Below are 21815 nucleotides of genomic sequence, written 5' to 3'. Positions count from 1 at the left end.
CGCGTCAGGTCCCGCGCCGTACCGCCACGATGGCCACGTCGTCCTCCCGCGAGCCGAACGCGGCGAGCAGCCGGTCGCAGAACTCCTCCAGATCGTCCTCGACCGTCTCGGCCACCTGCCTGGCCTGCTCCAGGCTGTCGTCGAGCAGGATGCCGCGGTCCTCCACCAGCCCGTCGGTGAACAGCAGCATCGTGGCGCCCGCGGGCAGCTCCAGCCGGGTCACCTTGTAGTCCTCGTGCGCCACGCCCAGCAGCAGGTTGCCCAGGCCCAGATAATGGGCGCCGGGACCGGCCAGCATCGGCGGGATGTGCCCGGCGTTGGCCATCTCGACCACGCCCGTCTCCGGATCGATGAGCAGCAGGCAGACGGTGGCCGTCATGCCGGGGTGGTAACGGCGCAGCACCTTGTTGAGCAGGTCCATCGACGCGCTCAGGTCGACCGAGTCGATCAGCGAGGCCCGCAGCGCGTGCCGGAGTTCGGCCATGATGGTGGCCGCGTGCAGCGAGTGGCCGGCCACGTCGCCGATCGCCACCAGCACCCGGTCGCCGAGCCGCAGCACCTCGTAGAAGTCGCCGCCGACCTCGATGTTGTCCACGGCCGGCTGGTAGCGGAACGTCACCGTCAGACCGGGCACGTCGGGGATACGCTTGGGCAGCAGGCTGCGCTGCAGGGTGAGCGAGATCGTGTGCTCCTCGGTGTAGACGCGCAGCGCGTCGACCGCCAGCGCCAGCCCCTGGCCGAGCTGCCTCAGCACGTTCATCTCGTCGCCGTCCAGCGGCGGGTCTGCCTCCAGCCCCAGGTAGACGGGCGGCTGGCCCCTCTTGGTGCGGCACAGCACCCCCGTGACCGGCGCGCTGATCCGCACGTCGTTCACCAGCTCGACCCACTCGGCGGCTGCCACGGTGAAGACCTGGGCCCCCGCCGCCTCGCCCAGCGACATGGCGCTGAGCCGGTCCAGCAGCTTGGGGATGGCCGACCGGCTGCTTGCCGTTTCGCCGGGCCGGGCGCGGACGCGGCGCATCCGGCCGTCCGGTGGCAGCGCCAGCGCGCCCGTGAAGCGGCCCAGGATGTCGACCAGGCCCTCGACGGCCACGGCGAGCAGCCGGTCGAAGGAGTCGGCCGCGTTCATCTTCGAGGTGACGTCGGCCAGCTTGGCCATGCGCTCGGCCATCAGCTCCGCCCGCCGCCGCGCGCGGTAGTAACGCAGTGTCGCCTCTACCGTCGCTGCGAACTCGGCCGGTTCGATCGGCTCCGACAGGTAGGCGTCGGCGCCGCGTTCGAGACCTTCCGTACGGTCGGCCGAGGTGATGGCGTTGCCCGACACCTGGATGACCGGGATCGAGGTCGTCGCCGGGTCCGCCTTGATCCGCTCGCACACCTCGAAGCCGCCGAGATCGGGCAGTCGTACGTCGAGCACGACCAGGTCGGGCCGGTGCGCGGCGAGCACGGCCAATGCCTCCTCGCCGCCCGCGGCCTCGACCACGGTGTGGCCCGCCCGGCGCAGCCAGCTCGACAGGATGTAGCGCTTGGTCGGGGTGTCGTCGACCACCAGCACGGTCGCGGATCCGCCCGCGGGCTCGATCGCCGCCCTTGGCTCGTGCTCAGCCACGATCGGTCACCACCGCGTCGCGTACGGCCTGAAGCAGCTGGTCGCGGCGGAGCCCCTGCTTGGACAGCACCGGATGGCCGGACGGCGCGGTGTCGGGCCGTATCGTCACCACCACCACACCCACCTGCCCCAATGCCTCGTCCTCGGCCATGCGCTGCAGCAGCGCGTGGCCGTCCAGCCGGGGCATCAGCATGTCCAGCAGGATCACATCCGGCGGGTTCGCTGTCATCATCTCCAGCGCGGCGGTCCCGTCACCCGCCTCCTCCGTCTCGACGGCGAAGCCGTACAGCATCCTGCGGGCGGCGGCGCGGAACGCCTCGTCGTCGTCGGCGATCAGCACCCGGCGCACCTCGGGCGTGCCGTCGTGATGCGGCAGCCGCATCGTCACGGAGGTGCCCCGCCCGACGTCGCTCTCCAGCTCCAGCGTGCCGCCCAGCGCCTCGGCGAGCCGGCGGGCGTACGGCAGGCCGAGCCCGGTGCCCTTGGTCTTGACCTGGAGCGCGCTCGGCACCTGGAAGAACTCCTCGAACACGCTCTTCAGATAGTGCTCGGGGATGCCGATGCCGGTGTCGCTGACCGTGATGACCACCTCGTCGGTGGCCGTGTCGGCGTGGACGCTCAGCCGTACCTCGCCCTTCGGGGTGAACTTCAGCGCGTTGGACAGCAGGTTGCGCAGGATGCGGGCCAGCATCACCTCGTCGGTGTAGACGTCGTCGACGCCGGGCGCGAGGTCGACGCGCAGCGTGACGTCGCCGGGCTCGCTGGTGGGCTGCATCGTCAGGCGCAGGTGGTTGGCCAGCGTGGGCAGATGGACGACCGACGACTGGGGGTCGAGCCGCCCGGACTCGGCCTTGGCCATGTCGAGCAGCTCGCCGACCAGCTCCAGCAGCGTCTCCGCCGAGCCGCCGATGAAGCGCACCTGACGTGACTGCTCCTCGCTGAGCGGCTCACTGCCGGGCCCGACCAGCAGCCTGACCAGGCCGATGATGGAGTTGAGCGGGGTGCGCAGCTCGTGGCTGACCGTCGCCCAGAACCGGCTCCTGGCCTCGCCCGCCTCGCGGAGCTGGCCGGACTTCTCGTCCAGCTCCGCGTAGAGGGCGACCACGCCCCTGTTGGTCTCCTCCAGCTCGGCCGACAGCTGGTTGTAGAGGGCCAGCACGCCGGTGTTGGTCTCCTGCAGCTCGGCGTTGAGCTGCAGCACGTCCTCCAGGGTCGAGGCCAGCTCCTTGTTCTGCTGGCGCAGCTCTTCGATCGCGCTGACGGGCGCCATCCCGGCCAGGCGCTCGCGGATCTGGTCGATCGGGAGCCGGGGGGAGTGGGGAGGCAGCCGCTTGGCGATGGTGACCCGTCCACGGTCGGCCTCGAGGGTGACCGCGTCGACCAGGCGGGCGGCCAGTGCCAGTCCCTCGGACTGGGCGAGGCCGGCTCCCGGTGCGTGATCCATGGTGATCAGTAGATTCCCTTCGTCCAGCGAGAAGACGACGACCGCTCCGGCGCCGATCAGCTCCCTGCAGACCTCGCTCAGCGCGGTGGCCACCCTGACCTGGTCCTGCGTCTCCAGCCCGGCCAGCTCGGCGGCGGCCCTGCCCAGGCGGCGCACCGTGAAGACGTCCTGGTCGTGTTCGAGCCGGGCCCTGGCCAGCTCAGTCGCGGTCATCGCCGGGCCTCACGGTCACCACGCAGGCGTCGTCCCTCCGGCTGCCCGCCTCGCGCAGCAGCCCGGCGGCGACGACCGCGGGGGAGCGGGCGAACAGGCCGGGCACGGCGGAGGGGTGCCAGCGTTCGGTCAGCCCGTCGGAGTGCAGCACCACGGTGGAGTGCTCGGGCAGGTCGAAGTCGTACTGGCGCAGGTGCCTGGCCTGGTGCCCGGCGATGCCGGGCACCGAGACCATCCCCCGGCGGCCCTCGGCGTTCGCGATCCAGCCCGAGATGTTGCCCAGCCCGGCGTAGGACACGCTGGTGGCCCTGACGCGCGCCACCGCGACCGCCCCTCCGCGGGTATGTCCGAGGCCCCGGTGCAGGCGTTCGAGTGTCGCCAGCGGCTCCTCGTCCGCTGCCCGCAGGAACAGCTCCACCGCGGTCCTGGACGCCTGGGCGGCCAGCTCGCCGTGGCCCAGGCCGTCGCACAGCAGCACCGTCGTCTCGGGCGCGGCGCCGTCACCTGTCGCGGCGATCGCGAAAGAGTCGCCGGAGACCGTCTCCTCGCCGATGGGGCGGCTCAGGCCGCTGGCGCGCGGCGCCGCGCTGGGCGCGTCGGCGGCGGCGAAGTGCATGACCAGGATGGTTCCCTTGCCAGGCCGGGAGTGGACGTCGTACCAGGAGGAGATGCGGGCCATCGCCCCCATCCCGATGCCGAGGGTGCCGGAGGTGGAGTAGCCGTCGCGCAGGGCGCGGGCGACGTCGGGCATGCCCGGTCCCCTGTCGATGGCGACCAGCTCCACGACGGCCGGGTTCGTGGGCTGCGAACGGACCATGACGACGCCCTCCACCGCGTGCTTGACCAGGTTGGAGACGGCCTCGGTGACCGCGACCGCCGTCTGCCCCGTACGCTCGGCGTCGAACCCGGCGGCCTCGGCGAGATCGACGGCCATCCGGCGGACGGTGCCCACCGCGCTGGAGTTCTCGGCTCGTACCCAGGTGTCGTCGTGCGCGTATCTCACCGCCACCATGTCATCGAGCCCATTTCGTCACCGTCACCGTCGTGCCCTTGCCGGGCGCGGAGACCAGGTCGAACTCGTCGACCAGCCGCCGTGATCCGCTCAGCCCGAGACCCAGGCCGGTGCCGGTGGTCCAGCCGTCGGTGAGCGCCTGCTCGATGTCCGGAATCCCCGGCCCCTCGTCGCTGAAGGCGATTCTAAGGCCCTGGCGTGCCCCGTTCTGGACGAGCTCGATCTTGGCCAGGCCGCCGCCGGCGTACACCAGGGCGTTGCGGGCCAGCTCGCTGGCCGCGGTCACCACCTTGGTCTGATCGATGAGAGACAGCCCCACCTCGACCGCGACGCTCCGCACCCGCTGGCGGACCATCACGACGTCGGCGTTGCCGGCGATGGGCAACTCCCAGCCGGCGGTCACGGGGTCGCGCCTCTCACATGGTCGAGGCGCGCGATTCCCTTCTCCAGATTGAGCGCGGTCTGTACGCCGCCCAGCGACAGGCCGAGCTCGACCAGGGTGATCGCCACGGCGGGCCGCATGCCGACGACCACGGTCTGGGCGTCGAGCATCCGCGACATGGCGGCGATGGTGGACAGCATCCTGCCGATGAAGGAGTCGACGATCTCCACGCCGGTGATGTCGATGATGACGCCGCGCGCCCCGGTGGTGACCACGGCGTCGGCCAGGTCTTCCTGCAGGGCGAGGACGCTCTGATCATCGAGGTCGATCTGGATGGAGATGATCAGGATGTCGCCCAGTTTGAGGATGGGCACCCGGTCCATCAGACGTGCTCCGTCCGCACCGCGATGCGGGTCGCCTTCGGCGCGATCACTTCGATGCCGCTCCGCCTGAGCGCGTAGGCCAGCGCGTCGGCCAGAGAGGCCTTGGTCACGATGTCGCCGAACTCGATGCCGAGTGTGACGATGGTGTGCGCGATCTGCGGGCGGATGCCGGAGATGACACACTCGGCGCCCATCAGCCGGGCGGCGACGACGGCCTTCAGCAGGTGCTGGGCGACCTGGGTGTCGACGGCCGGAACACCGGTGATGTCGATCACCGCGTGCTCGGCGCCGGTGTCGACCAGCGTCTGGAGCAGCTTCTCCATCACGACCTGGGTCCTGGCCGAGTCGAGCGTGCCGACCAGGGGCACCGCCACGATGCCGTCCCACAGCTTGACGACCGGCGTCGACAGCTCCAGCAGCTGCTCGGCCTGGTCGAGGATGATCCGCTCGCGGGCTGTCGTGTACGACTCGAAGGTGAACAGGCCGAGGTCGTCGATGAGCCGGGAGAACCAGATGAAGCCGCGCAGCGCGTCGGGGGCGCCGTCGGCCTCGACGACCTCGTACAGCGCCTCCTTCAGGCCGAAGACGGCCCTGGAGGTGTCGGCGGGGGTGAAGCCCTGGCGGGCGCGGGTGCGCGACAGCTCGGCGAGCAGGCCGCGCAGGTCGGCGAGGTCGCTGCTGCCCTGCTCAAGGGCGGAGAGCAGCGATCGGTAGATCTCCGTGAGCTCCTCGCCGGACGCCTTGGCGATCAGGGTCCACCGGTGCAGGATCTGCGCCTCGTTCTCACGGAGCAGCTCTTCGATACGTCGCCTGGCGACATCGGCATCGACGGTCAAGATCACTCCTGGAAGAGAGAATTCACCGGCATTGCCGGGGATGCTAACGACACTGTTCCGCATCGGCGGGCGGTTGGCGAAATCGCCCGCTTTCATGCGTCGAACGACAATATCCGACGTTATAAACGCTTACGTCCTGGTTTGTGGGAAATGTCGCCTCATGCCCTGGCGAATCTCTCGCCGTTGGCCGGGCGGGCGCCCAGCCGGGTCAGCAGCCGCACCATGCGCGGGGCGTCGAGCGGGTCGACCGGCAGCACGTGACTGGTCCACCAGTGGGCGACCTCGGGCGTGGGCCCCTGCCGGATCCTCGGCATGTAGTCGTCCAGCGGCGGATCGTAGACGAAACCGGGCACCACGCCCAGCCGCTCCAGCTTGGCGACGATCTCGTCCCGCCTCTCGACCATCAGGGGGACCCGCAGAAGCGGACGTATGGGGGCTTCGCGGACGCCCACCGCCACCCATGGGGTCCGGCGCAGCGCCTCGACCCCGGCCAGGCGGCGCTCCCGCTCGCGGTCGATCACCCGCAGGCGCGCGCGCTGGTAACGGCAGAGCGCGGGGCCGGGGCGCATGCGCCAGCCGTCATGGTCGATCCCCAGCCACGGGTCCATCGCCGTCAGATCGCCCATGACGGCCCGGAGGGTGTCCTCATGGGGCAGGGGGCGGTGCCCGGCCCACTTGACGATCCCGAGCCGCCGCGAGGCGTGCCACATCAGCCGGACCATGCCGGTGCGGTGGAGCGTCTCGCGGAGCATCGGCTGCAGCACGGCCTCCGCCTGGTCGCGCGGCTCACCGGGCAGCAGCAGCGCCTCCCTCGCCTCGGCCAGCGCCGCCAGCGCGCCCGCATTGGGGGTGGTCAGGAAGCCGCCGGACATCGCCCGGCCGTGCTTGGCCAGGCTGAACACGCCGGCCTGGCCGAACGTGCCCGCCGGGCGGCCGCCGACCATCGTCTGGAAGGCGTGGGCGGCGTTGTCGATGAGGACGAGGCCGCGCCGCTCGCACTGCTTCATCAGCTCCGTCATCTGGTCCGGCTGGCCGTACAGATGCGTGGTGATGACACCGGAGAGGCCGCTCCAGTTGACCCGTGGCGCGTCGATGTTGCCGTCGCGCCACGACACCGGCGCCATCACCGGCTCCAGGCCGGCGGCCAGCGCGATGAACAGCACGGTCTCGGAGGTGGTCGGCGCGATCAGCACCCGGTCGCCGGGGTCGAACCAGTGACGCAGCGCCAGCAGCAGGCCGAACCGGGCGGACGGCACGTGCAGGCAGTCCTGGCCGATCCGGTGCCGCATGAGGTCTTCCAGCGGGCTCATCGGCTGCCGCCCCGGGTGTGCGATCGGTCGTACCGCTTCAGCACGCGGTTGCTCTCGGTGACGGGAACGTTCCTACAGCACAGGGCGCGTTTGTCCGCTCGCTCGGCGGCACGACGGTGACTTTCGCCAAGGATTCCCCTTTTGTGGCTTTTGGATGGCTAATGGAGGTATATAGCAGCCGAGCCTCGAAGGGGCTTAGCGGGCGTAACAAAGTGATATCCGCTCGCGTTTGCCGGTCGCTCCTCCTACGCCATCACTCGACGACCGTGGCCGCGCTGCGCCGCGGCCCCACGTAACGCGTGAAGAAGGCGACCAGGACGCTCACCCGGTTACGCCCGCCCAGCAGGTACGTCACGTGCAGCCCGATCCAGGCCAGCCAGGCGGGCAGGCCGTGCATGGTCAGCCCGTTGGCCAGCTGCAGCACGGCCTGGCCCCGGCCGACGGTGGCCATGATGCCGGGATCGCGGTAGGAGAAGGGTGCCGCGGGACGGCCATGCGCGAGTGCCAGGATCTGCTTGCCCACGTGCTTGCCCATCTGGATGGCGGGCTGGGCGAGCTGCGGCAGCGGGTCGGGCGGCCCCGCCAGGTCGCCGGCGACGAAGATCTCGGGGTACTCCTCGACGTTGAGCGCCGGGGTGACCGTGATGCGGCCGCCCTTGCCCTGCGGCAGGCCCAGGTTCGACACCTCCGCGGGCGCGGCGACGCCGAGCGCCCACACGGTCACGTCGCTCGGCAGCCGGGTGCCGTCGCTCAGCACGACCGCGTCGGCCTCGACCGAGGCCAGCGTGCTGCCCAGCCGCAGGCGCACGCCGCGTTTGAGCAGCGCCTTCGCGGCCGCCTCGCGCAGCCGGGGCTTGTACGGCGCGAGCACGTAGTCGAACCGCTCGACCAGGGTGACGCTCGTCTGTTTGGGGGTGATCTCCGGAAAGGTCACCGGGAGGTTCCGGCGGCGCAGCTCGGCCATCGTGCCCGCCATCTCCACCCCGGTCGCGCCCGCGCCGACCACCACGGCGTGCGCGCTCTCACGCTTGCCCGCCGCGACCTCCTCCAGGAGTTGCTGCAGGCGCCGGCGCAGCACGATGGCGTCGTGAACCGAATAGATGGGATAGCTGTGCTCCCGCGCGCCCTCGATGCCGTACCAGTTGGTGGTCACGCCGGTGGTGAGCACGAGGTAGTCGTAGTCGAGCGAGGTGCCGTCGTCCAGGTCCACGCGCCGCTCGGCCGGGTGCACCTTGGTCAGCGCGGCCCGGCGGGCGCGCGCCGTCGGATACTTGGCCGCGTAGGCCCGTGTCGGGTACGACACGTCGCCGGGGCCGAGCCCGGCCGTCGCCACCTGGTAGAGCAGCGGCTGGAAGGTTGTGTACGGGTGGCGGTCGACGAGCGTGACGCGCGCGCCGCCGCGGGCCAGCTCCCGCGTGGCGTTCAGCCCGGCGAAGCCCGCGCCCACGACGACGACGTGCGGCGGTCCGCCGGACCGCGGTTCCTGGACCATCAAGAGGTGCTCCCTCGTGCGAATGCCGTCTCGGTGCATATGGCACAAAAGGCAACTCTTAAACCACTCGCCTGTCAGGCAGCTGAGGTCAGGAGGCGCCGAGTTCGATGGTCTCGGCGACCTCGGCGTGCCGCTCGGACTCCTCCTCGGCGAAGCGGGCCTCGTCGAGCTTGTCGGCGATGTCCTCGTCCTGCTTCATCAGCGCGTCGAGCGACTGGCCCGCCATGTCCAGCACGCCCATGTCCGCGTACGCCTGCTGCAGGCGCGGGCTCCACAGCCCGATGTCCTTCACGCACGGCACGATCCGGCTGAACAGCAGCGATCGGAACAGCCGCAGGTACTCCGAGTGCTCCGTGGCCACCTCGGCCTCTTCGACCTCCGCCTTGGACAGGCCCAGGTTCTCCCACGTCTCCCGGCCCCTGAGCCGGTCGCGCATGAGGTAGCAGCCCTCGATGACGAAGTCCTCGCGCTCGCGCCGCTCGGCCTCGGTCAGGCTGCCGTAGTAGTCGCGCAGCGCCATCCGGCCGAACGCCACGTGCCGGGCCTCGTCCTGCATGACGTACGCGAGGATCTGCTTGGGCAGCGGCTTGGTGGTGATGTCGCGCATCACGCCGAACGCCGCCAGTGCTAAGCCCTCGATCAGCACCTGCATCCCCAGGTACGGCATGTCCCACCGCGAGTCGCTGAGCGTCGAGTCGAGCAGCGCCTTGAGATGCTCGTTGATGGGGTAGGCCAGGCCCACCTTCTCCTGGAGGAAACGGGCATAGGTCTCGGCGTGCCGGGCCTCGTCCATGGTCTGGGTGGCGGCGTAGAACTTGGAGTCGAGGTCCGGGACCGACTCCACGATCTTGGCCGAGCAGATCATCGCGCCCTGCTCACCGTGCAGGAACTGGGAGAACTGCCACGCCGCGCCGTGCAGGCGGACGTCCTGACGCTGCTTCTCGTCCATCCGGTGCCAGAGCGGCGTGTCGTAGATGGCGATCGTCTGGTCAGGGATGCCCAGGACGTTGTACGGGTCGACCTCCAGGTCCCAGTCGATGCGTTTGGTGGAGTCCCACTGCTTGTCCTTGCCCTTTTGGTACAGGGCGAGCATGCGATCCCTGCCGTCGTCGTACTCCCACGTGAACCTGCTGGCTCCGGCCATCTCCACGTCCCAGGTGGAGAGCTCGGCGGGGATGGTGTAGAGGCGGTGAGTCGACATGAGTCCTCCGCAGGGGGGTTACGTACACCGTACGTCCTCATCGAGGCTTGCACGTACGGCGTACGTCCGTCAATAGAATGAGCTATGCCCACCGAGCCTCTTTCGCGGACCCGCATCGTCGCCGCGGCGATCGATCTCATCGAGCGCGAGGGGGCCGACGCGGTGTCCATGCGGCGCATCGCGGCCGAGCTCGGCGTCGGGGTGATGTCGCTCTACAACCACGTGCCGAACAAGGACGCCCTGCTGAACGGCGTCGCCGAGGCGGTGCTCAGCCAGATCGAGTTCACCGACGATCCCGACGCCCACTGGACCGACCGGGTGCGGATGCAGGCTCGCGCCTTCCGCCAGATCGCGCACGGCCACCCGCGCTCCACGATGCTCGTCGTCAGCCGCCAGCTCCATTCGAACGCCGGGTTGCTGCCGGTCGAGCGGGCCCTGGCCACGCTGCGCAGCGCCGGGTTCGACGGGGTCGACGCGGTACGGGTGCTGCGGATGTTCATCGCCTACATCGTGGGCTCGCTGCTGCGCGAGGTCGGGGTGACACCCACGTTCGCCCCGCTGCACCGGCACATGGTCAACCCGGACGACGTCGATCCGGCGCTGTTCCCCGAGGTGAGCGGGCTGGCGCCGCTGCTGGCCAGCTGCGACCACGACGCCGAGTTCGACTTCGGCGTCGAGCTGCTGATCCAGGCGATCGCCGTGCTGCCGAAGAGGGAGGGCACCCGGTGATCCCGGATGCCCTCGCCTCGCTAGTACCAGTTGTGTGATCTGAAGTGGCCCCAGGCGCCACACGGCCGGCCGTATCTCCCCTTGATGTAGGCCAGGCCCCAGCGGATCTGTGTCTCGGGGTTGGACTTCCAGTCCGGGCCTGCCCCTCGCATCTTCCCTCCCGGGAGTGCCTGTGGGATGCCGTAGGCGCCTGAAGAGCTGTTGTACGCGCGATGGTTCCAGTTGCTCTCTCTGGTCCAGAGATTGTCCAGGCACCGGAACTCCTGGTAGGACCAGGCCCGCTGGACGACTTGGTGGAGAGCGAAGCCCTTGCTGCTGGTCTTGCGCGTCGCGGCCTTGATCTTCGGCTTGGCGGCGGTGGTCCAGGTCCGGGTCTTGATCACGGGGGCGTGCCACGAGCCCTCGTATATCCGCGGTTTGGCGGTCCGCAGTTCGAATATTCGCGGTTCTGATGCGGCTCCGGCGAGCGTCGATGGTCCGGTGACGGCCGTGAGCACGGTCAATGTGATGAACGTGTAGCGCAGGGCGCGGTTGCTGTCCATGTCGATCCTAGCTGTCGGGTCGCGTGCGGACGGGCGCTCTCGCTTCCCCGGCGCCCTGCCGGTCCGCGTCCGTGGCTCGGACGCGGAGGGTCCGCGCGGCCCTCCGGGCTTCGGTTGCGCCCGATAGTGCTGGGCGGCCCGGAGGGCTCCACGACGTTTCCTCTAGCCGGTTTTTATTACCGACAGTCACCATCAATCACGCTCAGTGATTGGCTTTGGGGAGACGTTGGCGCGGTGGCTGGGGATATTTGGCGTTCTCGCTGGACCGCCATGGTGTGGCCCGTTCGCGCGTTGACCGTGCCTTTCGCGAAAACGGGGGCGGATTCGAGGTTTGGATCAGTACCAGTGGTGGGAGCGGAAATGCGCCCACGCGCGGCACGGGGAGCCGTACCGCTGCTTGATGTAGCCGAGGCCCCAGGCGATCTGCGTGCGCGGGTTGGTGCGCCAGTCGTGGCCCTTGGTGGACATCTTGTGGCCGGGCAGCGCCTGTGGGATGCCGTAGGCGCCCGAGCCGTTGCCGGCCCGGTGGTTCCAGCCGCTCTCCCTCGACCAGAGCCGCTCCAGGCAGCGGAACTGGGCCCTGTTCCAGCCACGCTTGCTGACCATGGGCTTCGCGATCGCCTTGTTCTTGGCGACGGCGGTCTTGGCGACGGCGCTCTTCAGGGCCTGGGAGCTCTGCGCCTGTGCGGCCGTCGCGCCGCCTGTCGCCACGAGCGTGGCCGACAGGATCAAGACGCTGGTACGGCGGAGCATGGGCATGCGGATTTCCCTTTCGATGGGTTTGGGGGACCGCGCCACCCTGCCCTATCCGCCCGATTTACCGCGAATTGACCATGAAAAGGTAGATCGTTAGTAAAGATCACGCTTTATGGTTGTTCAGGGGAAATGTCCGGAAAATGTGGACTGCATCACAAACTGCGGGCGGAGGGGTTCTGTAGGGTCGGATCATGAGTCTTCGTGACATCCCGGTCCGCACCCTCGCGGACGCCCCGACCACGCTCGCCGAACTCGTCGGCGACAAGGCCCTGCTCATCGTGAACGTGGCCTCCAAGTGCGGCCTCACCCCGCAGTACACCGGTCTCGTCGAGCTGCAGCGGCAGTACGGCGAGCGCGGGTTCAGCGTGGTCGGCATGCCGTGCAACCAGTTCATGGGCCAGGAGCCCGGCTCGGCCGAGGAGATCCAGGAGTTCTGCGCCACCACGTACGGGGTCGACTTCCCGCTGCTGGAGAAGGCCGAGGTGAACGGCCCCGGCCGGCACCCCCTCTACGGCGAGCTCGTCGAGACGCCCGACGCCGACGGGGCGAGCGGCGACATCCAGTGGAACTTCGAGAAGTTCCTCGTCGACCGCGACGGCGCCGTCGTGGCCCGCTTCCGCCCCGGCACCACGCCGGACGACCCGGCCGTCATCGCCGCGATCGAGAAGCTCGTCTAGCGGGCTAGGTCGGTCTTCCGCACGTCATCACGACTGGCCCAGGTTTCCGCACTCCCCGCCGTACTTCGGCTGGGGTCCTTCTGGGGAGAGGGAGCGACGATCGCTCGGCCTCTTCCGGGTGCGGGCGCGGGAACGCTCGGGTCCTTCCGGTGCGGGAGCGCTGGGGTCCTTCTGGGGTGCCGGAGTGGCGACCGCTGGGGTCCTTCCGGGAACGGGAGTGGCGATTGCTCGGGCCCTTCCGGGAAGCCGGAGCGGCGATCGGTCGGGTCCCTCTGAGGGGCGGGAGTGGCGATCGGTCGCGGTGCCGATGGCGGGGCGGTGCGTTTGGAGGGCGCGGTTAGTGGCGCGGGCCGCAGCTGCCGCGGACGATGAGCTCCGTCGGCAGCAGCACGCTGCGGGGCCGCCTGCTCCCCGCCCGCAGCACCAGCTCCGCCGCGCGGTAGCCCATGTCGCGGCCCGGCTGGGCGATCACGGTCAGCGGCGGGGAGCACAGCTCGGCCCACGGCACGTCGTCATACATCACCAGCGACACGTCGCGCGGCACCCGCAGATCCAGCTCTCTGGCCGCGAGCACGGCCGCCTCGCCCAGCACGTTGCCTCCGGTCACCACCGCCGTCAGGTCAGGACGGCTCTGGAACAGCACGGAGGCGGCAGCGTAGGCCGAGTCGCGGCTGCCCGTGGCGAACACCACCAGTTCCTCGTCCACGGGCGCGCCCACGGCCTCGCGGAAGGCCGTCACCCGCCTGCCGTGCCCGGGGCCGCCGAGGAAGGCGATCCGCCGGTGGCCGAGCCCCCTCAGGTAGCGCACCGCCGTACGGATGCCGGCTCTGTCATCCGCCAGCACGGCGGGAACGTCCAGCGGCCGGGCACGCGACACGGGCGGCAGGCCGTCGAGCAGCATGAGGTCGGAGACGGTGGCCGCCCCGGAACCCTCGTCGGACGGCGAGCCGGGCCGATCGAGCCGTGCGTCGGTGGACGGGTCGGACGGCAGCCGGTCGGCGAAGACCACCGTCATGCCCGCCTTGATCGCCGGGCTCCACGTCTCGGCGCCGCCCGCAGGGACCGCGATCACCCGGTCCACGCCCTGTTCCAGCAGCATGCCGACCAGCTCGGCCTCCTGCTCGGGATCGTCGCCCGTCGAGCCGAGCACCACCGGCTCGCCGGCCGAGCGCGCGCAGGCCAGCACCCCCTCGGCCAGCTGGCCGTAGAACGTGTCGGTGAGGTCGGGCACGAACAGCCCCATGCCGCCGGTGCGGCGCTGGCGGAGGTTGCGGCCGAGCGCGCTCGGGCGGTAGTCGAGGTGGGCGGCGACGGCCAGCACCCGCTCCCGCGTCTCCGGACTGGCCGAGCCGCCGGACAGGACCCGGGACACGGTCGCGACGCCCACACCGGCCGCCTCGGCCACGTCCTTGATGGTCGCCCGCCTCGATTCCATGGAAACGATTCCATCATGGTTTCCGTCGCGCTGGAAGCCCGGGCCACCAACATCGGCTGCTCTCTTGACACCCTTGTCCGTTTCGGGTGAGATGCTTGAAAACGTATCCATGCGAGTGGGTACCCCCCGCACAACATCCGGGTCACTGCTCGGGAGCGCGAAGGAATGGCATGGCATCCATCGTTCTGACCAATGTCGACAAGATCTACGCCGGTGGCGTGAAGGCTGTGAACGGGCTCAACCTTGAGATCAAGGACGGCGAGTTCATGGTGCTGGTCGGCCCCTCCGGTTGCGGTAAGTCGACCGCGCTCCGGATGATCGCAGGCCTGGAGGACATCAGCGGCGGCGAGATCGCGATCGGCGAGAAGGTGGTCAACCACCTGCCGCCGAAGGACCGCGACATCGCCATGGTCTTCCAGAACTACGCCCTGTACCCCCACATGACGGTCGAGGAGAACCTCGCCTTCGGCCTCAAGCTTCGCAAGATGCCCAAGCCGGAGATTCAGAAGCGCGTCAACGACGCCGCCAAGATGCTCGGCCTGGAGACGTACCTCAAGCGCAAGCCGGCCGCCCTGTCCGGTGGTCAGCGCCAGCGTGTCGCGATGGGCCGCGCCATCGTCCGCGAGCCGCAGGCGTTCCTCATGGACGAGCCGCTGTCGAACCTCGACGCCAAGCTCCGTGTCTCCATGCGCGCCTCGCTCAACCAGATGCACGAGCGCCTCGGCGTCACCACCGTCTACGTCACCCACGACCAGGTCGAGGCCATGACGCTGGGCGACCGCGTCTGCGTCCTGCGCGACGGCATCCTGCAGCAGGTCGACACGCCGCAGAACCTGTTCGACAAGCCAGTCAACCTGTTCGTCGCCGGCTTCATGGGCTCGCCCGCCATGAACTTCGTCACCGCCGAGCTGGTCCGCGACGGTGGCGCCGCCGTCACGTTCGCCGACCTCAAGCTGGACATCCCGGAGTCCACCTTCACCGACAAGCCGGGCCTCGACCAGTACATCGGCAAGCAGGTCATCCTCGGCATCCGCCCGTCCGACTTCGAGGACGCCGCTTCGGCCGGCCAGAACGCCAACGGCTGGGCCACGCTGGCCGTCAAGGCGGAGGTCACCGAGGAGCTCGGCTCCGAGATCAACGTCCTGTTCCTGATCGACGCCCCGCCGGTCGAGCACAAGGACACCGTCGCCGCCGCCGACACGGGCGACGACGAGGAGGCGGCGCTGCCGCTGCTGGGCGACAAGTCGCTGTGGACCGCGCGCGTGAACGCCCGCAGCCACGCGCGTCCGGGTTCGAGCCTCGATCTGGTGCTGGACACGCACAACCTGCACTTCTTCGACCCCACCTCGGGCCTGGCCATCGGCCACGAGGCGAACGTCGGCAAGTGATCTCCACCGAATCTCGGTCGTGAGCCCGCTCGCGACCGACCGGGTGCCTCCCGCATCCGATCTCGGTCGTGAGCGTGCTCTCGACCGACTGGGCCCCCACCGCGACCCCCTCCCGCGGTGGGGGCCCGATCTCTTCCTCTTGTTCGTCTACGCCACGTTCTTCGCTCGGTGCCGTTCTTTCTGACCCGCCGTCCCGCCATTCGGCGAGACGCTTTTTGCTTTTATGTACGGCAAGCCCGGTGGGCGCCAAACGCCGTTCCTGGCTGGCCTCTGTCCAGGGAGACGGCCGCTGAACCGGGTGCACCGTCCCGCCGTTACGGCCCGCGTTCAAGCCGTCGGCCCGCGTCGCCTAGCGGCCGATTTTCGCTCCCCTGTTGCCGATGAGCCTGCGGGGGATGAATCTGCCGATCGCCACGATCGTCTTGTAGCGCACGTCGGGGATCGACACCCACTTGCCCAGGGCCAGGTCGCGCATGGCCGCGTTGACCACGTTGTCGGCCTTGAGCCAGAGGAAGCCGGGGATCTGCGAGGTGTCCATCGACGCCCGGTCGTGGAATTCGGTTCGCACGAAGCCGGGGCACAAGGCCATCACCTTGATCCGCGGACCGGCCACTTCGGACGCGGTCGATTCGCTGAAGTTGACCACCCACGCCTTGGAGGCGCTGTAGGTGCCTCGGGTGAAGAAGGCCGCGACGGAGGCCACGTTGATCACCGCGCCCCGATCGCGCTCCCGCATGCCGGGCAGCGCGGCCAGCGTCAGCCGGAGCACGGCTTCGCAGTGGAGCTTGAGCATGCGCGTCTCGTCCTCGACCGGCACCTCGAGGAAATTCCCTGGGTGGCCGAACCCGGCGTTGTTGACCAGGAGGTCGACCCCGTCGCGCAGCCGCCCTTCGACCCGGGTCAGGCCGTCGTCCGTGGCCAGATCGGCGGGCAGCGGCTCGACGTTCACGCCGTACCTGAGCTTGAGCTGACCCGCGACCTCCCTCAGCCGGGCCTCGTCGCGAGCCACCAGAACCAGGCTGAACCCGTCGGCGGCCAGCCGGCGGGCGAAGGCGGCGCCGATGCCGGCGGTCGCGCCCGTGATCAATGCGGTAGGCATGCCAGAACCTTAGCCTCTCTCCTGCCCGCCGCCTGGCGGGCCATATTGCCGCGGGGGACATTCTCGAGTGAACTGAAGCCATAGTCGAGATCACGAGGAGCAGCGGTGAGCAGGCTTCGCTTCGGCGTCTTCATGGCCCCCTTCCACACCGCGGGGCAGAATCCCACCCTGGCCATCGAGCGCGATCTGGCGTTCATGGAGCACCTCGACCGGCTGGGGTTCGACGAGGCATGGATCGGCGAGCATCATTCCGCCGGTTCCGAGATCATCGCGGCGCCGGAGATCTTCATCGCGGCCGCGGCGCAGCGCACCCGTCACATCCGGCTCGGAACCGGCGTGACCTCGCTGTCGTACCACAACCCGCTCTGGGTCGCCGATCGCATGGTGCTGCTGGACCACCTGACGCGCGGGCGGATCATGCTCGGCGTGGGTCCCGGCTCGCTGCCCACCGACTCGGCGATGATCGGGCTCAATCCCACTGACACCCGCGAGTTGCTCGACGACAACCTGGACATCGTGCTGCGGCTGCTGCGCGGCGAGAGCGTCACGGCGCAGACTCGTACGCACGCGCTGATCGACGCGCGGTTGCAGCTGCGGCCGTACACCGACCCGATGTTCGAGGTGGCCGTCGCCGCGGTGGCCTCGCCGACCGGTCCGCGCCTGGCCGGACGTCACGGCCTCGGCCTGCTGTCGATCGGCGCCACGCTCACCGCCGACGGGTTCGACGCGCTGGCGCACCACTGGAACGTCATGGAGGAGCGCGCCGCGACGTACGGGACCACCGTCGACCGCGACGCCTGGCGGCTGGTCGGCGTCATGCACGTGGCCGAGACCCGCGAGCAGGCCGTCAAGGACGTGGAGTACGGCATCGAGGCATGGTTCCGGTACTTCCAGAAAGTGGCGGCATTCCCGCAGATGGCCGTGTCGGGTGGTGACCTCAAGGAGATGATCGACTTCGTCCGGGAGTCCGGCATCGGCGTGATCGGCACCGTCGAGGACGCGAAGGCCCAGGTGCGGCGGCTGATCGACCAGTCCGGCGGCTTCGGGGCGATGCTGTTGATGGCGCACGACTGGGCCAACCCCGCGGCCACCAACCGGTCCTACGAGCTCATCGCCCAGCACGTGATGCCCGAGTTCCAGGGCCAGGCGCAGCCGACCCTGGACGCGCGGGACCGGGCGAGCGCGGTCCGCGAGGGCCACGCCGAGGCGCAGCTGGCGGCGGTCACCCACATGATGGACAAGTACCAGTCCGAGGCGAACATCAAGGACTGATCGCATCGGAAGGTCGTCGGCGGACCCGGGGTGATCCGACCTGTCCGGGGGTGGTTAGCCTGGGCGGCAGCCGGCGATCGGAGAAGGACGTTGAGTACGACCACCCGTTCCACCTCGGTCCATGGGCGGTCGCCGTGGCTGATCGTGGGGCAGTCGGCGGCGGCACTGGCCGCCGGGATAGGTGTCGGGCGGTTCGTCTACACTCCCATCCTGCCGCTGATGCACGCCCAGGCCGGGCTGTCCGCCGAGCTCGGCGCGTCGCTGGCCACGGCCAACTACATCGGCTACCTCACGGGGGCGCTCGCGGGCACCTTCGTTCCCGCTCTGGTGCGGTCGGTCGTCGTTCTGCGCGGCTCGCTGGTCATCCTGATCGCGACGCTGGCCATGATGCCGGTGAGCCATGACGGCGCGGTCTGGTTCGGGCTGCGCCTGATCGCCGGCGTGGCCAGCGCCCTGATCTTCGTGATCGCCGTCAGCTCGGCGCTGACCCGGCTGCGCGGGCAGGTGCAGCACCTGACCGGGTGGGCCTTCGGCGGAGTCGGCGCCGGTATCGCCCTGTCCGGCCTCCTGGTGCTCCTCCTGCGGACCGCGACCACGTGGCAAGCCGCGTGGTGGAGCTGCGCGGCCCTCGCCACCGTCCTGGCCGCCGCCGCGTGGGGGCTGGCTCCCGTACCGCAGCCGGCGCCCACCGACCAGGCGGTCTCAGCCGACCGGCCCAGGACGCGCCGGTGGTTCTGGCCGCTGTTCGGCAGCTACACCTTCGAAGGCATCGGGTACATCATCGCCGGCACCTTCCTGGTCGCGGCGATCGAACAGGGTGTCCCCGGCCCGGTCGGCAGCGGCGCCTGGATCCTGGTCGGCCTCGCCGCCCTGCCGTCCAGCGCGCTGTGGGCCTGGCTGGCGCACCGCTGGTCGCGGCCGTCCCTGCTGTTCGCGGCGCTGGCCATTCAGGTCGTCGGGGTCGCGCTGCCCGCCCTTCTCGGCGGCGTCGCACCGGCGCTGATCTCGGCGGTGCTGTTCGGCGGCACGTTCATGGGAGTGAGCACGCTCGCGCTGGCCATCGGCACCCACCTCCAGGGACCGCGCTCCGTCTCCCTGCTCACCGCCGGATACAGCGCCGGCCAGATCCTCGGCCCCATGCTGGCCGCCCCGCTGCTCCAGCACGGCTACCGCCAGGCCCTGCTGCTCGGCGGCGTCGTGGTCCTGGCCGCCGTACTCGCGGCCATCGGTGTGTGGATCCGGTACCCGCAGGTGCGGGCTCCCTTTCCCACCCCGCTGGACACGCCCTCTCGTCCCTGAGCGAGCGGTATTCGATCTCCGTGTAGCCCAGTTGGGGTACCCTGCCGGACGTGCGGCGATTGATCAACTTACGCGGGTTATGGCTCGCGCTTGCGGCTACCGTTGTGGCGGTGACGGTCGCTGTGATCGTGCGTTCTCGCCGCCGTTCGACACGTCGGCCGGTAGCCCAGCCGGGCGCGGCGGCTTCCGAAGCCTCGGTAGCGCGGTGGCCTCCGGTCCCGATTCTCGGCACCCCCACCGCTGAGGACCTCGAGCGCTACGCCGCCGAGCCCTCCATCTTCGAACGCCCCGCGATCCAAATGGTCTTCGGAGGCGGCCAGAAGAGGGAGCCGCTCGACGAAGCCACCCGACGCCGCCTCACCCGCTGGGGAGCCGCCGGACTCGCGCTCTGCCTGCTGGCCGTCGGCTCGCAAGCCCTTGAGTCCGCCACCTTCTCCAAGGACTCCGGGCTGGAGACCTCCGGCGAGATCTCGTATGAGCCTTGCATCGCCGCACCCTGCTGGGCCGCCGAGTTGGAGCAGGCGCCCGCTACGGACGACGCTGACTACCCTGAGCCCACCCAAGTCGGCGAGACCCAGGAGCCGAGCCTCGACGCGGACTGCCGGCCCGAGAGTCGCAACCCGCGCGTACGGAAGCTCGACGCCACGATGACCCGGGCGGTGAACCGGCAGTGGCAGCGCATCGAAGCATGGCTCAAGGTCCACGCCCCCAAGAGCTATCGGACGCTCAGCAAGCCCGGAAAGGCGGAGAGCATCGCGGCGGCGGAGGCGGAGACGGGTCTGCGATTCCCCGACGACCTGTGGGCCTCACTACTGCGACACGATGGAGCCGCCGTAGCGGACGACACCTGGGCCTTCGGTTTCCTGGGCAACTGGAACCTGAGTCTCCAAGAGATCCGCGACACGTGGCGAGGGCTGTGCGAGATCGACGGTGAAGATGAAGAGGAGATGGCCGATCCTCGATCGGACTGGTGGGACGGGCGCATGCTCCCGTTCGGCGCCGACGGAATGGGCGACCACCTCGTGATCGACTCGGTGAAGCGTGACGTCGGCGAGACCGATCACGAAGGCAGTATGAGCTTCACGCCGGGAGGGGTCCGGATCCGCTCGTACTACGCCTTGCTGAAGGCCACCGCCGACGCCTTGGAGAACGGCGGCTCGATCGGCTACTGGAAACCCAGAACAGTCGCCGATGAGCTTGATTGGGACGTCCGCGAGCGAGACTAGTTCACGATGATGTAGTTGAGCCGTACTTTCAGGGTGCTATCCCAGTGGATGTGCCCGCGCACGATGATGTCGCCATTGGCGCGTGGGACGACGTTGTTCACCGTCATGACGGCGCTGCCCAGGAACGGGTTTCCGTCGCTGTCGAGTTCGGTCATCGAGACGGCTACCTGAGAGAACGCGTTGACTCTGTCCGTGCCGAGGGACTCCCGGTGGGCGAAGGGCCCGCTCCCGCTGAAGTCGACGAAGTGCCAGAACGTGCTCGACGGGACACCCGAGCGGACGATCTTGCCGAGTTCGTCGCTGCTCTTGACGGAGTCTTCTGCGATGAAATCGACTGACGAGTTGCCGGACGTGCCATCGACCTGGTCGGTGCCGTATGTGGACGCCATGAATTCCCACCTTGTACGGAGTGATATCTGGATCCGTGGATACCCCGCGCTTCGCGCGCGACAACCGTGAATTCCCGCAGTTTGCCGACAAGGTGGGAATATTTGAGATCGCGGATCAGGTGTGTCGTGCCTGCAGCATCGGTTTGAGCGCCACCAGCGCGCCCGCGATGAAGATGGCGGTGGCCACGTAGATGAGCCCCAGGTGGCCGACTGTGGCGAGATGGTACGGGTAGTGCGCGGGCAGGGCGATGACGAGGGCCAGCACGGGCACCACGATCGCCGTCACGTACGCCCACCACAGCCCGTGCCTGACCCCGAACCAGGCGAGTGCCGCGGTGGCCAGCCCGGTCGAGGCGATGAACCCCGACAGCGCGATGTGCAGGTGCGACATATATCTGAACAGCTCCGGACTGAACGCCAGGACCTGGGCCCGGCCGACGTCGACCTCGTTCGGGCCGATGCCGAGCTCCAGGAACTCGCCGGTGAAGTTGCGGACGAAGAAGATCACCGCGTAGCCGATGAACGCCAGGCCGGCCAGTGCCATGAGTCCCGCGCCGAGGCGCAGGGCGGCGGGCTCCGCGCCGGTCGCCGGGTGATGAGCGATGGTCGCCATGGCCGCCCCCTTTCTGGAATGTTCGCCAAGGGGGATGAACACCTCTATTGTCCCACCTGCCCGAGAGCCGGGTAGGACCGCCGCCGTCCTACCCCGCCCCTCGGCGACCCGGCTTAGAAGTCCATGTCTCCGCCACCCGGCATGGCCGGGGCGGCAGGGTTCTTCTCGGGCTTCTCGGCGATGACCGCCTCGGTGGTGAGGAAGAGCGCCGCGATGGAAGCGGCGTTCTGCAGCGCCGAGCGCGTCACCTTGGCCGGGTCGATGATGCCCGCCTCGAACATGTTGACGTATTCGCCCGTGGCGGCGTTGAGGCCCTCACCCGGGGTCAGGTTGCGGACCTTCTCCACCACGACGCCGCCCTCGAGGCCGGCGTTGACGGCGATCTGCTTCAGCGGCTCCTCGAGCGCCTTGAAGACGATCGCGGCACCGGTGGCCTCGTCGCCGTTGAGCTCGAGCTTGTCGAACGCCTTGGCGCCCGCCTGCAGCAGCGCCACGCCACCGCCGGGGA

Annotated in this window: 22 protein-coding genes; 6 read left to right on the top strand and 16 right to left on the bottom strand. The window is 69.5% G+C overall.

Features of this window, described 5'->3' with window-relative positions; all coding sequences use genetic code 11:
• Window positions 1-4: 4 nt before the first annotated feature.
• The 9 genes from ACGFNP_RS22655 to ACGFNP_RS22615 form a co-directional block, all read right to left on the bottom strand.
• Window positions 5-1609, bottom strand: coding sequence for a SpoIIE family protein phosphatase (locus ACGFNP_RS22655; RefSeq protein WP_393321638.1), 1605 nt, complete (start codon window positions 1607-1609; stop codon window positions 5-7).
• A complete protein-coding gene (locus ACGFNP_RS22650) occupies window positions 1602-3266 on the bottom strand; it encodes an ATP-binding protein (protein WP_393321635.1) in 1665 nt (554 codons plus the stop codon). The genes ACGFNP_RS22655 and ACGFNP_RS22650 overlap by 8 nt, the downstream gene beginning before the upstream one ends.
• Window positions 3253-4278, bottom strand: a complete 1026-nt coding sequence (locus tag ACGFNP_RS22645) for an ATP-binding protein (RefSeq protein ID WP_393321632.1) — start codon at window positions 4276-4278, stop codon at window positions 3253-3255. The genes ACGFNP_RS22650 and ACGFNP_RS22645 overlap by 14 nt, the downstream gene beginning before the upstream one ends.
• 1 nt (window position 4279) lies before the next feature.
• Complete coding sequence (locus tag ACGFNP_RS22640; RefSeq protein WP_358313882.1) at window positions 4280-4681, bottom strand: anti-sigma regulatory factor; 402 nt, start codon at window positions 4679-4681, stop codon at window positions 4280-4282.
• Entirely contained in the window at window positions 4678-5043 is a 366-nt protein-coding gene (locus ACGFNP_RS22635; RefSeq protein WP_358313879.1) for an STAS domain-containing protein, read from the bottom strand. Before ACGFNP_RS22635 ends, ACGFNP_RS22640 begins: the two co-directional genes overlap by 4 nt.
• The gene (locus ACGFNP_RS22630; protein ID WP_393321627.1) at window positions 5043-5885 is read right to left on the bottom strand and encodes an STAS domain-containing protein; all 843 of its coding nucleotides are present in this window, start codon (window positions 5883-5885) and stop codon (window positions 5043-5045) included. Before ACGFNP_RS22630 ends, ACGFNP_RS22635 begins: the two co-directional genes overlap by 1 nt.
• A 152-nt stretch (window positions 5886-6037) precedes the next feature.
• A complete protein-coding gene (locus tag ACGFNP_RS22625) occupies window positions 6038-7189 on the bottom strand; it encodes a DegT/DnrJ/EryC1/StrS family aminotransferase (protein WP_393321624.1) in 1152 nt (383 codons plus the stop codon).
• A gap of 253 nt (window positions 7190-7442) precedes the next feature.
• Window positions 7443-8681: an NAD(P)/FAD-dependent oxidoreductase gene (locus ACGFNP_RS22620; protein ID WP_393321621.1), complete on the bottom strand. Its 1239-nt coding sequence runs from the start codon at window positions 8679-8681 to the stop codon at window positions 7443-7445.
• An 88-nt stretch (window positions 8682-8769) separates the two neighbouring features.
• Window positions 8770-9882, bottom strand: a complete 1113-nt coding sequence (locus ACGFNP_RS22615; protein WP_393321618.1) for a ferritin-like domain-containing protein — start codon at window positions 9880-9882, stop codon at window positions 8770-8772.
• An 84-nt stretch (window positions 9883-9966) separates the two neighbouring features.
• On the opposite strand from ACGFNP_RS22615, the gene ACGFNP_RS22610 reads away from it, so the two are divergent.
• Window positions 9967-10611 (top strand): TetR/AcrR family transcriptional regulator, encoded by a 645-nt coding sequence (locus ACGFNP_RS22610; protein ID WP_214636128.1) that lies wholly within the window; start codon window positions 9967-9969, stop codon window positions 10609-10611.
• Between the two features lie 20 nt (window positions 10612-10631).
• On the opposite strand, the gene ACGFNP_RS22605 is transcribed toward ACGFNP_RS22610, so the two are convergent.
• A complete protein-coding gene (locus ACGFNP_RS22605; RefSeq protein WP_393321615.1) occupies window positions 10632-11153 on the bottom strand; it encodes a lytic transglycosylase domain-containing protein in 522 nt (173 codons plus the stop codon).
• Between the two features lie 336 nt (window positions 11154-11489).
• A complete protein-coding gene (locus tag ACGFNP_RS22600) occupies window positions 11490-11912 on the bottom strand; it encodes a transglycosylase SLT domain-containing protein (RefSeq protein WP_393321612.1) in 423 nt (140 codons plus the stop codon).
• Window positions 11913-12100: 188 nt separating this feature from the next.
• Between ACGFNP_RS22600 and ACGFNP_RS22595 the strand changes: the two genes are divergently transcribed.
• Entirely contained in the window at window positions 12101-12586 is a 486-nt protein-coding gene (locus ACGFNP_RS22595; RefSeq protein ID WP_358313858.1) for a glutathione peroxidase, read from the top strand.
• 337 nt (window positions 12587-12923) lie between these two features.
• Here the strand turns inward: ACGFNP_RS22595 and ACGFNP_RS22590 are convergent, their stop codons facing one another.
• Window positions 12924-14021: a LacI family DNA-binding transcriptional regulator gene (locus ACGFNP_RS22590; protein WP_393321608.1), complete on the bottom strand. Its 1098-nt coding sequence runs from the start codon at window positions 14019-14021 to the stop codon at window positions 12924-12926.
• Between the two features lie 170 nt (window positions 14022-14191).
• Between ACGFNP_RS22590 and ACGFNP_RS22585 the strand changes: the two genes are divergently transcribed.
• Complete coding sequence (locus tag ACGFNP_RS22585; RefSeq protein WP_358313853.1) at window positions 14192-15409, top strand: sn-glycerol-3-phosphate ABC transporter ATP-binding protein UgpC; 1218 nt, start codon at window positions 14192-14194, stop codon at window positions 15407-15409.
• A gap of 349 nt (window positions 15410-15758) precedes the next feature.
• Here ACGFNP_RS22585 and ACGFNP_RS22580 read toward each other — a convergent pair whose 3' ends face one another.
• Window positions 15759-16508 (bottom strand): SDR family NAD(P)-dependent oxidoreductase, encoded by a 750-nt coding sequence (locus ACGFNP_RS22580; RefSeq protein WP_393321604.1) that lies wholly within the window; start codon window positions 16506-16508, stop codon window positions 15759-15761.
• Between the two features lie 105 nt (window positions 16509-16613).
• Here ACGFNP_RS22580 and ACGFNP_RS22575 point away from each other — a divergent pair, with 105 nt between their 5' ends.
• The 3 genes from ACGFNP_RS22575 (at window position 16614) to ACGFNP_RS22565 (ending at window position 20305) form a co-directional block, all read left to right on the top strand.
• Entirely contained in the window at window positions 16614-17780 is a 1167-nt protein-coding gene (locus ACGFNP_RS22575; protein ID WP_393321601.1) for an LLM class flavin-dependent oxidoreductase, read from the top strand.
• A gap of 30 nt (window positions 17781-17810) precedes the next feature.
• Window positions 17811-19079, top strand: coding sequence for a YbfB/YjiJ family MFS transporter (locus ACGFNP_RS22570; protein WP_393321598.1), 1269 nt, complete (start codon window positions 17811-17813; stop codon window positions 19077-19079).
• A gap of 110 nt (window positions 19080-19189) precedes the next feature.
• Complete coding sequence (locus ACGFNP_RS22565; RefSeq protein ID WP_393321595.1) at window positions 19190-20305, top strand: SMI1/KNR4 family protein; 1116 nt, start codon at window positions 19190-19192, stop codon at window positions 20303-20305.
• Here ACGFNP_RS22565 and ACGFNP_RS22560 read toward each other — a convergent pair.
• From ACGFNP_RS22560 to ACGFNP_RS22550, 3 genes are all read right to left on the bottom strand, one after another.
• Window positions 20302-20694 carry a hypothetical protein gene (locus ACGFNP_RS22560; protein WP_358313838.1) on the bottom strand — a complete coding sequence of 131 codons (393 nt, stop codon included), beginning with the start codon at window positions 20692-20694 and terminating at the stop codon, window positions 20302-20304. The two genes, ACGFNP_RS22565 and ACGFNP_RS22560, sit on opposite strands and share 4 nt — an antisense overlap.
• A gap of 115 nt (window positions 20695-20809) precedes the next feature.
• Window positions 20810-21307 (bottom strand): hypothetical protein, encoded by a 498-nt coding sequence (locus ACGFNP_RS22555; RefSeq protein WP_358313835.1) that lies wholly within the window; start codon window positions 21305-21307, stop codon window positions 20810-20812.
• Window positions 21308-21420: 113 nt separating this feature from the next.
• On the bottom strand, window positions 21421-21815 hold a 395-nt coding region (locus tag ACGFNP_RS22550; protein WP_393321590.1), incomplete at its 5' end, for a TCP-1/cpn60 chaperonin family protein.

Source organism: Nonomuraea sp. NPDC049269, from assembly GCF_043197155.1.
In the GTDB taxonomy this organism is placed as follows: Bacteria; Actinomycetota; Actinomycetes; order Streptosporangiales; family Streptosporangiaceae; genus Nonomuraea.
This window is presented reverse-complemented; position numbering and strand designations above follow the sequence as displayed.

Coding starts and splice junctions, on each gene's coding strand:
- ACGFNP_RS22650 (WP_393321635.1), bottom strand. CDS start 3,266: ATGACCGCGACTGAGCTGGCCAGGGCCCGGCTCGAACACGACCAGGAC.
- ACGFNP_RS22645 (WP_393321632.1), bottom strand. CDS start 4,278: ATGGTGGCGGTGAGATACGCGCACGACGACACCTGGGTACGAGCCGAG.
- ACGFNP_RS22635 (WP_358313879.1), bottom strand. CDS start 5,043: ATGGACCGGGTGCCCATCCTCAAACTGGGCGACATCCTGATCATCTCC.
- ACGFNP_RS22625 (WP_393321624.1), bottom strand. CDS start 7,189: ATGAGCCCGCTGGAAGACCTCATGCGGCACCGGATCGGCCAGGACTGC.
- ACGFNP_RS22620 (WP_393321621.1), bottom strand. CDS start 8,681: ATGGTCCAGGAACCGCGGTCCGGCGGACCGCCGCACGTCGTCGTCGTG.
- ACGFNP_RS22615 (WP_393321618.1), bottom strand. CDS start 9,882: ATGTCGACTCACCGCCTCTACACCATCCCCGCCGAGCTCTCCACCTGG.
- ACGFNP_RS22610 (WP_214636128.1), top strand. CDS start 9,967: ATGCCCACCGAGCCTCTTTCGCGGACCCGCATCGTCGCCGCGGCGATC.
- ACGFNP_RS22605 (WP_393321615.1), bottom strand. CDS start 11,153: ATGGACAGCAACCGCGCCCTGCGCTACACGTTCATCACATTGACCGTG.
- ACGFNP_RS22600 (WP_393321612.1), bottom strand. CDS start 11,912: ATGCCCATGCTCCGCCGTACCAGCGTCTTGATCCTGTCGGCCACGCTC.
- ACGFNP_RS22595 (WP_358313858.1), top strand. CDS start 12,101: ATGAGTCTTCGTGACATCCCGGTCCGCACCCTCGCGGACGCCCCGACC.
- ACGFNP_RS22590 (WP_393321608.1), bottom strand. CDS start 14,021: ATGGAATCGAGGCGGGCGACCATCAAGGACGTGGCCGAGGCGGCCGGT.
- ACGFNP_RS22585 (WP_358313853.1), top strand. CDS start 14,192: ATGGCATCCATCGTTCTGACCAATGTCGACAAGATCTACGCCGGTGGC.
- ACGFNP_RS22580 (WP_393321604.1), bottom strand. CDS start 16,508: ATGCCTACCGCATTGATCACGGGCGCGACCGCCGGCATCGGCGCCGCC.
- ACGFNP_RS22560 (WP_358313838.1), bottom strand. CDS start 20,694: ATGGCGTCCACATACGGCACCGACCAGGTCGATGGCACGTCCGGCAAC.
- ACGFNP_RS22555 (WP_358313835.1), bottom strand. CDS start 21,307: ATGGCGACCATCGCTCATCACCCGGCGACCGGCGCGGAGCCCGCCGCC.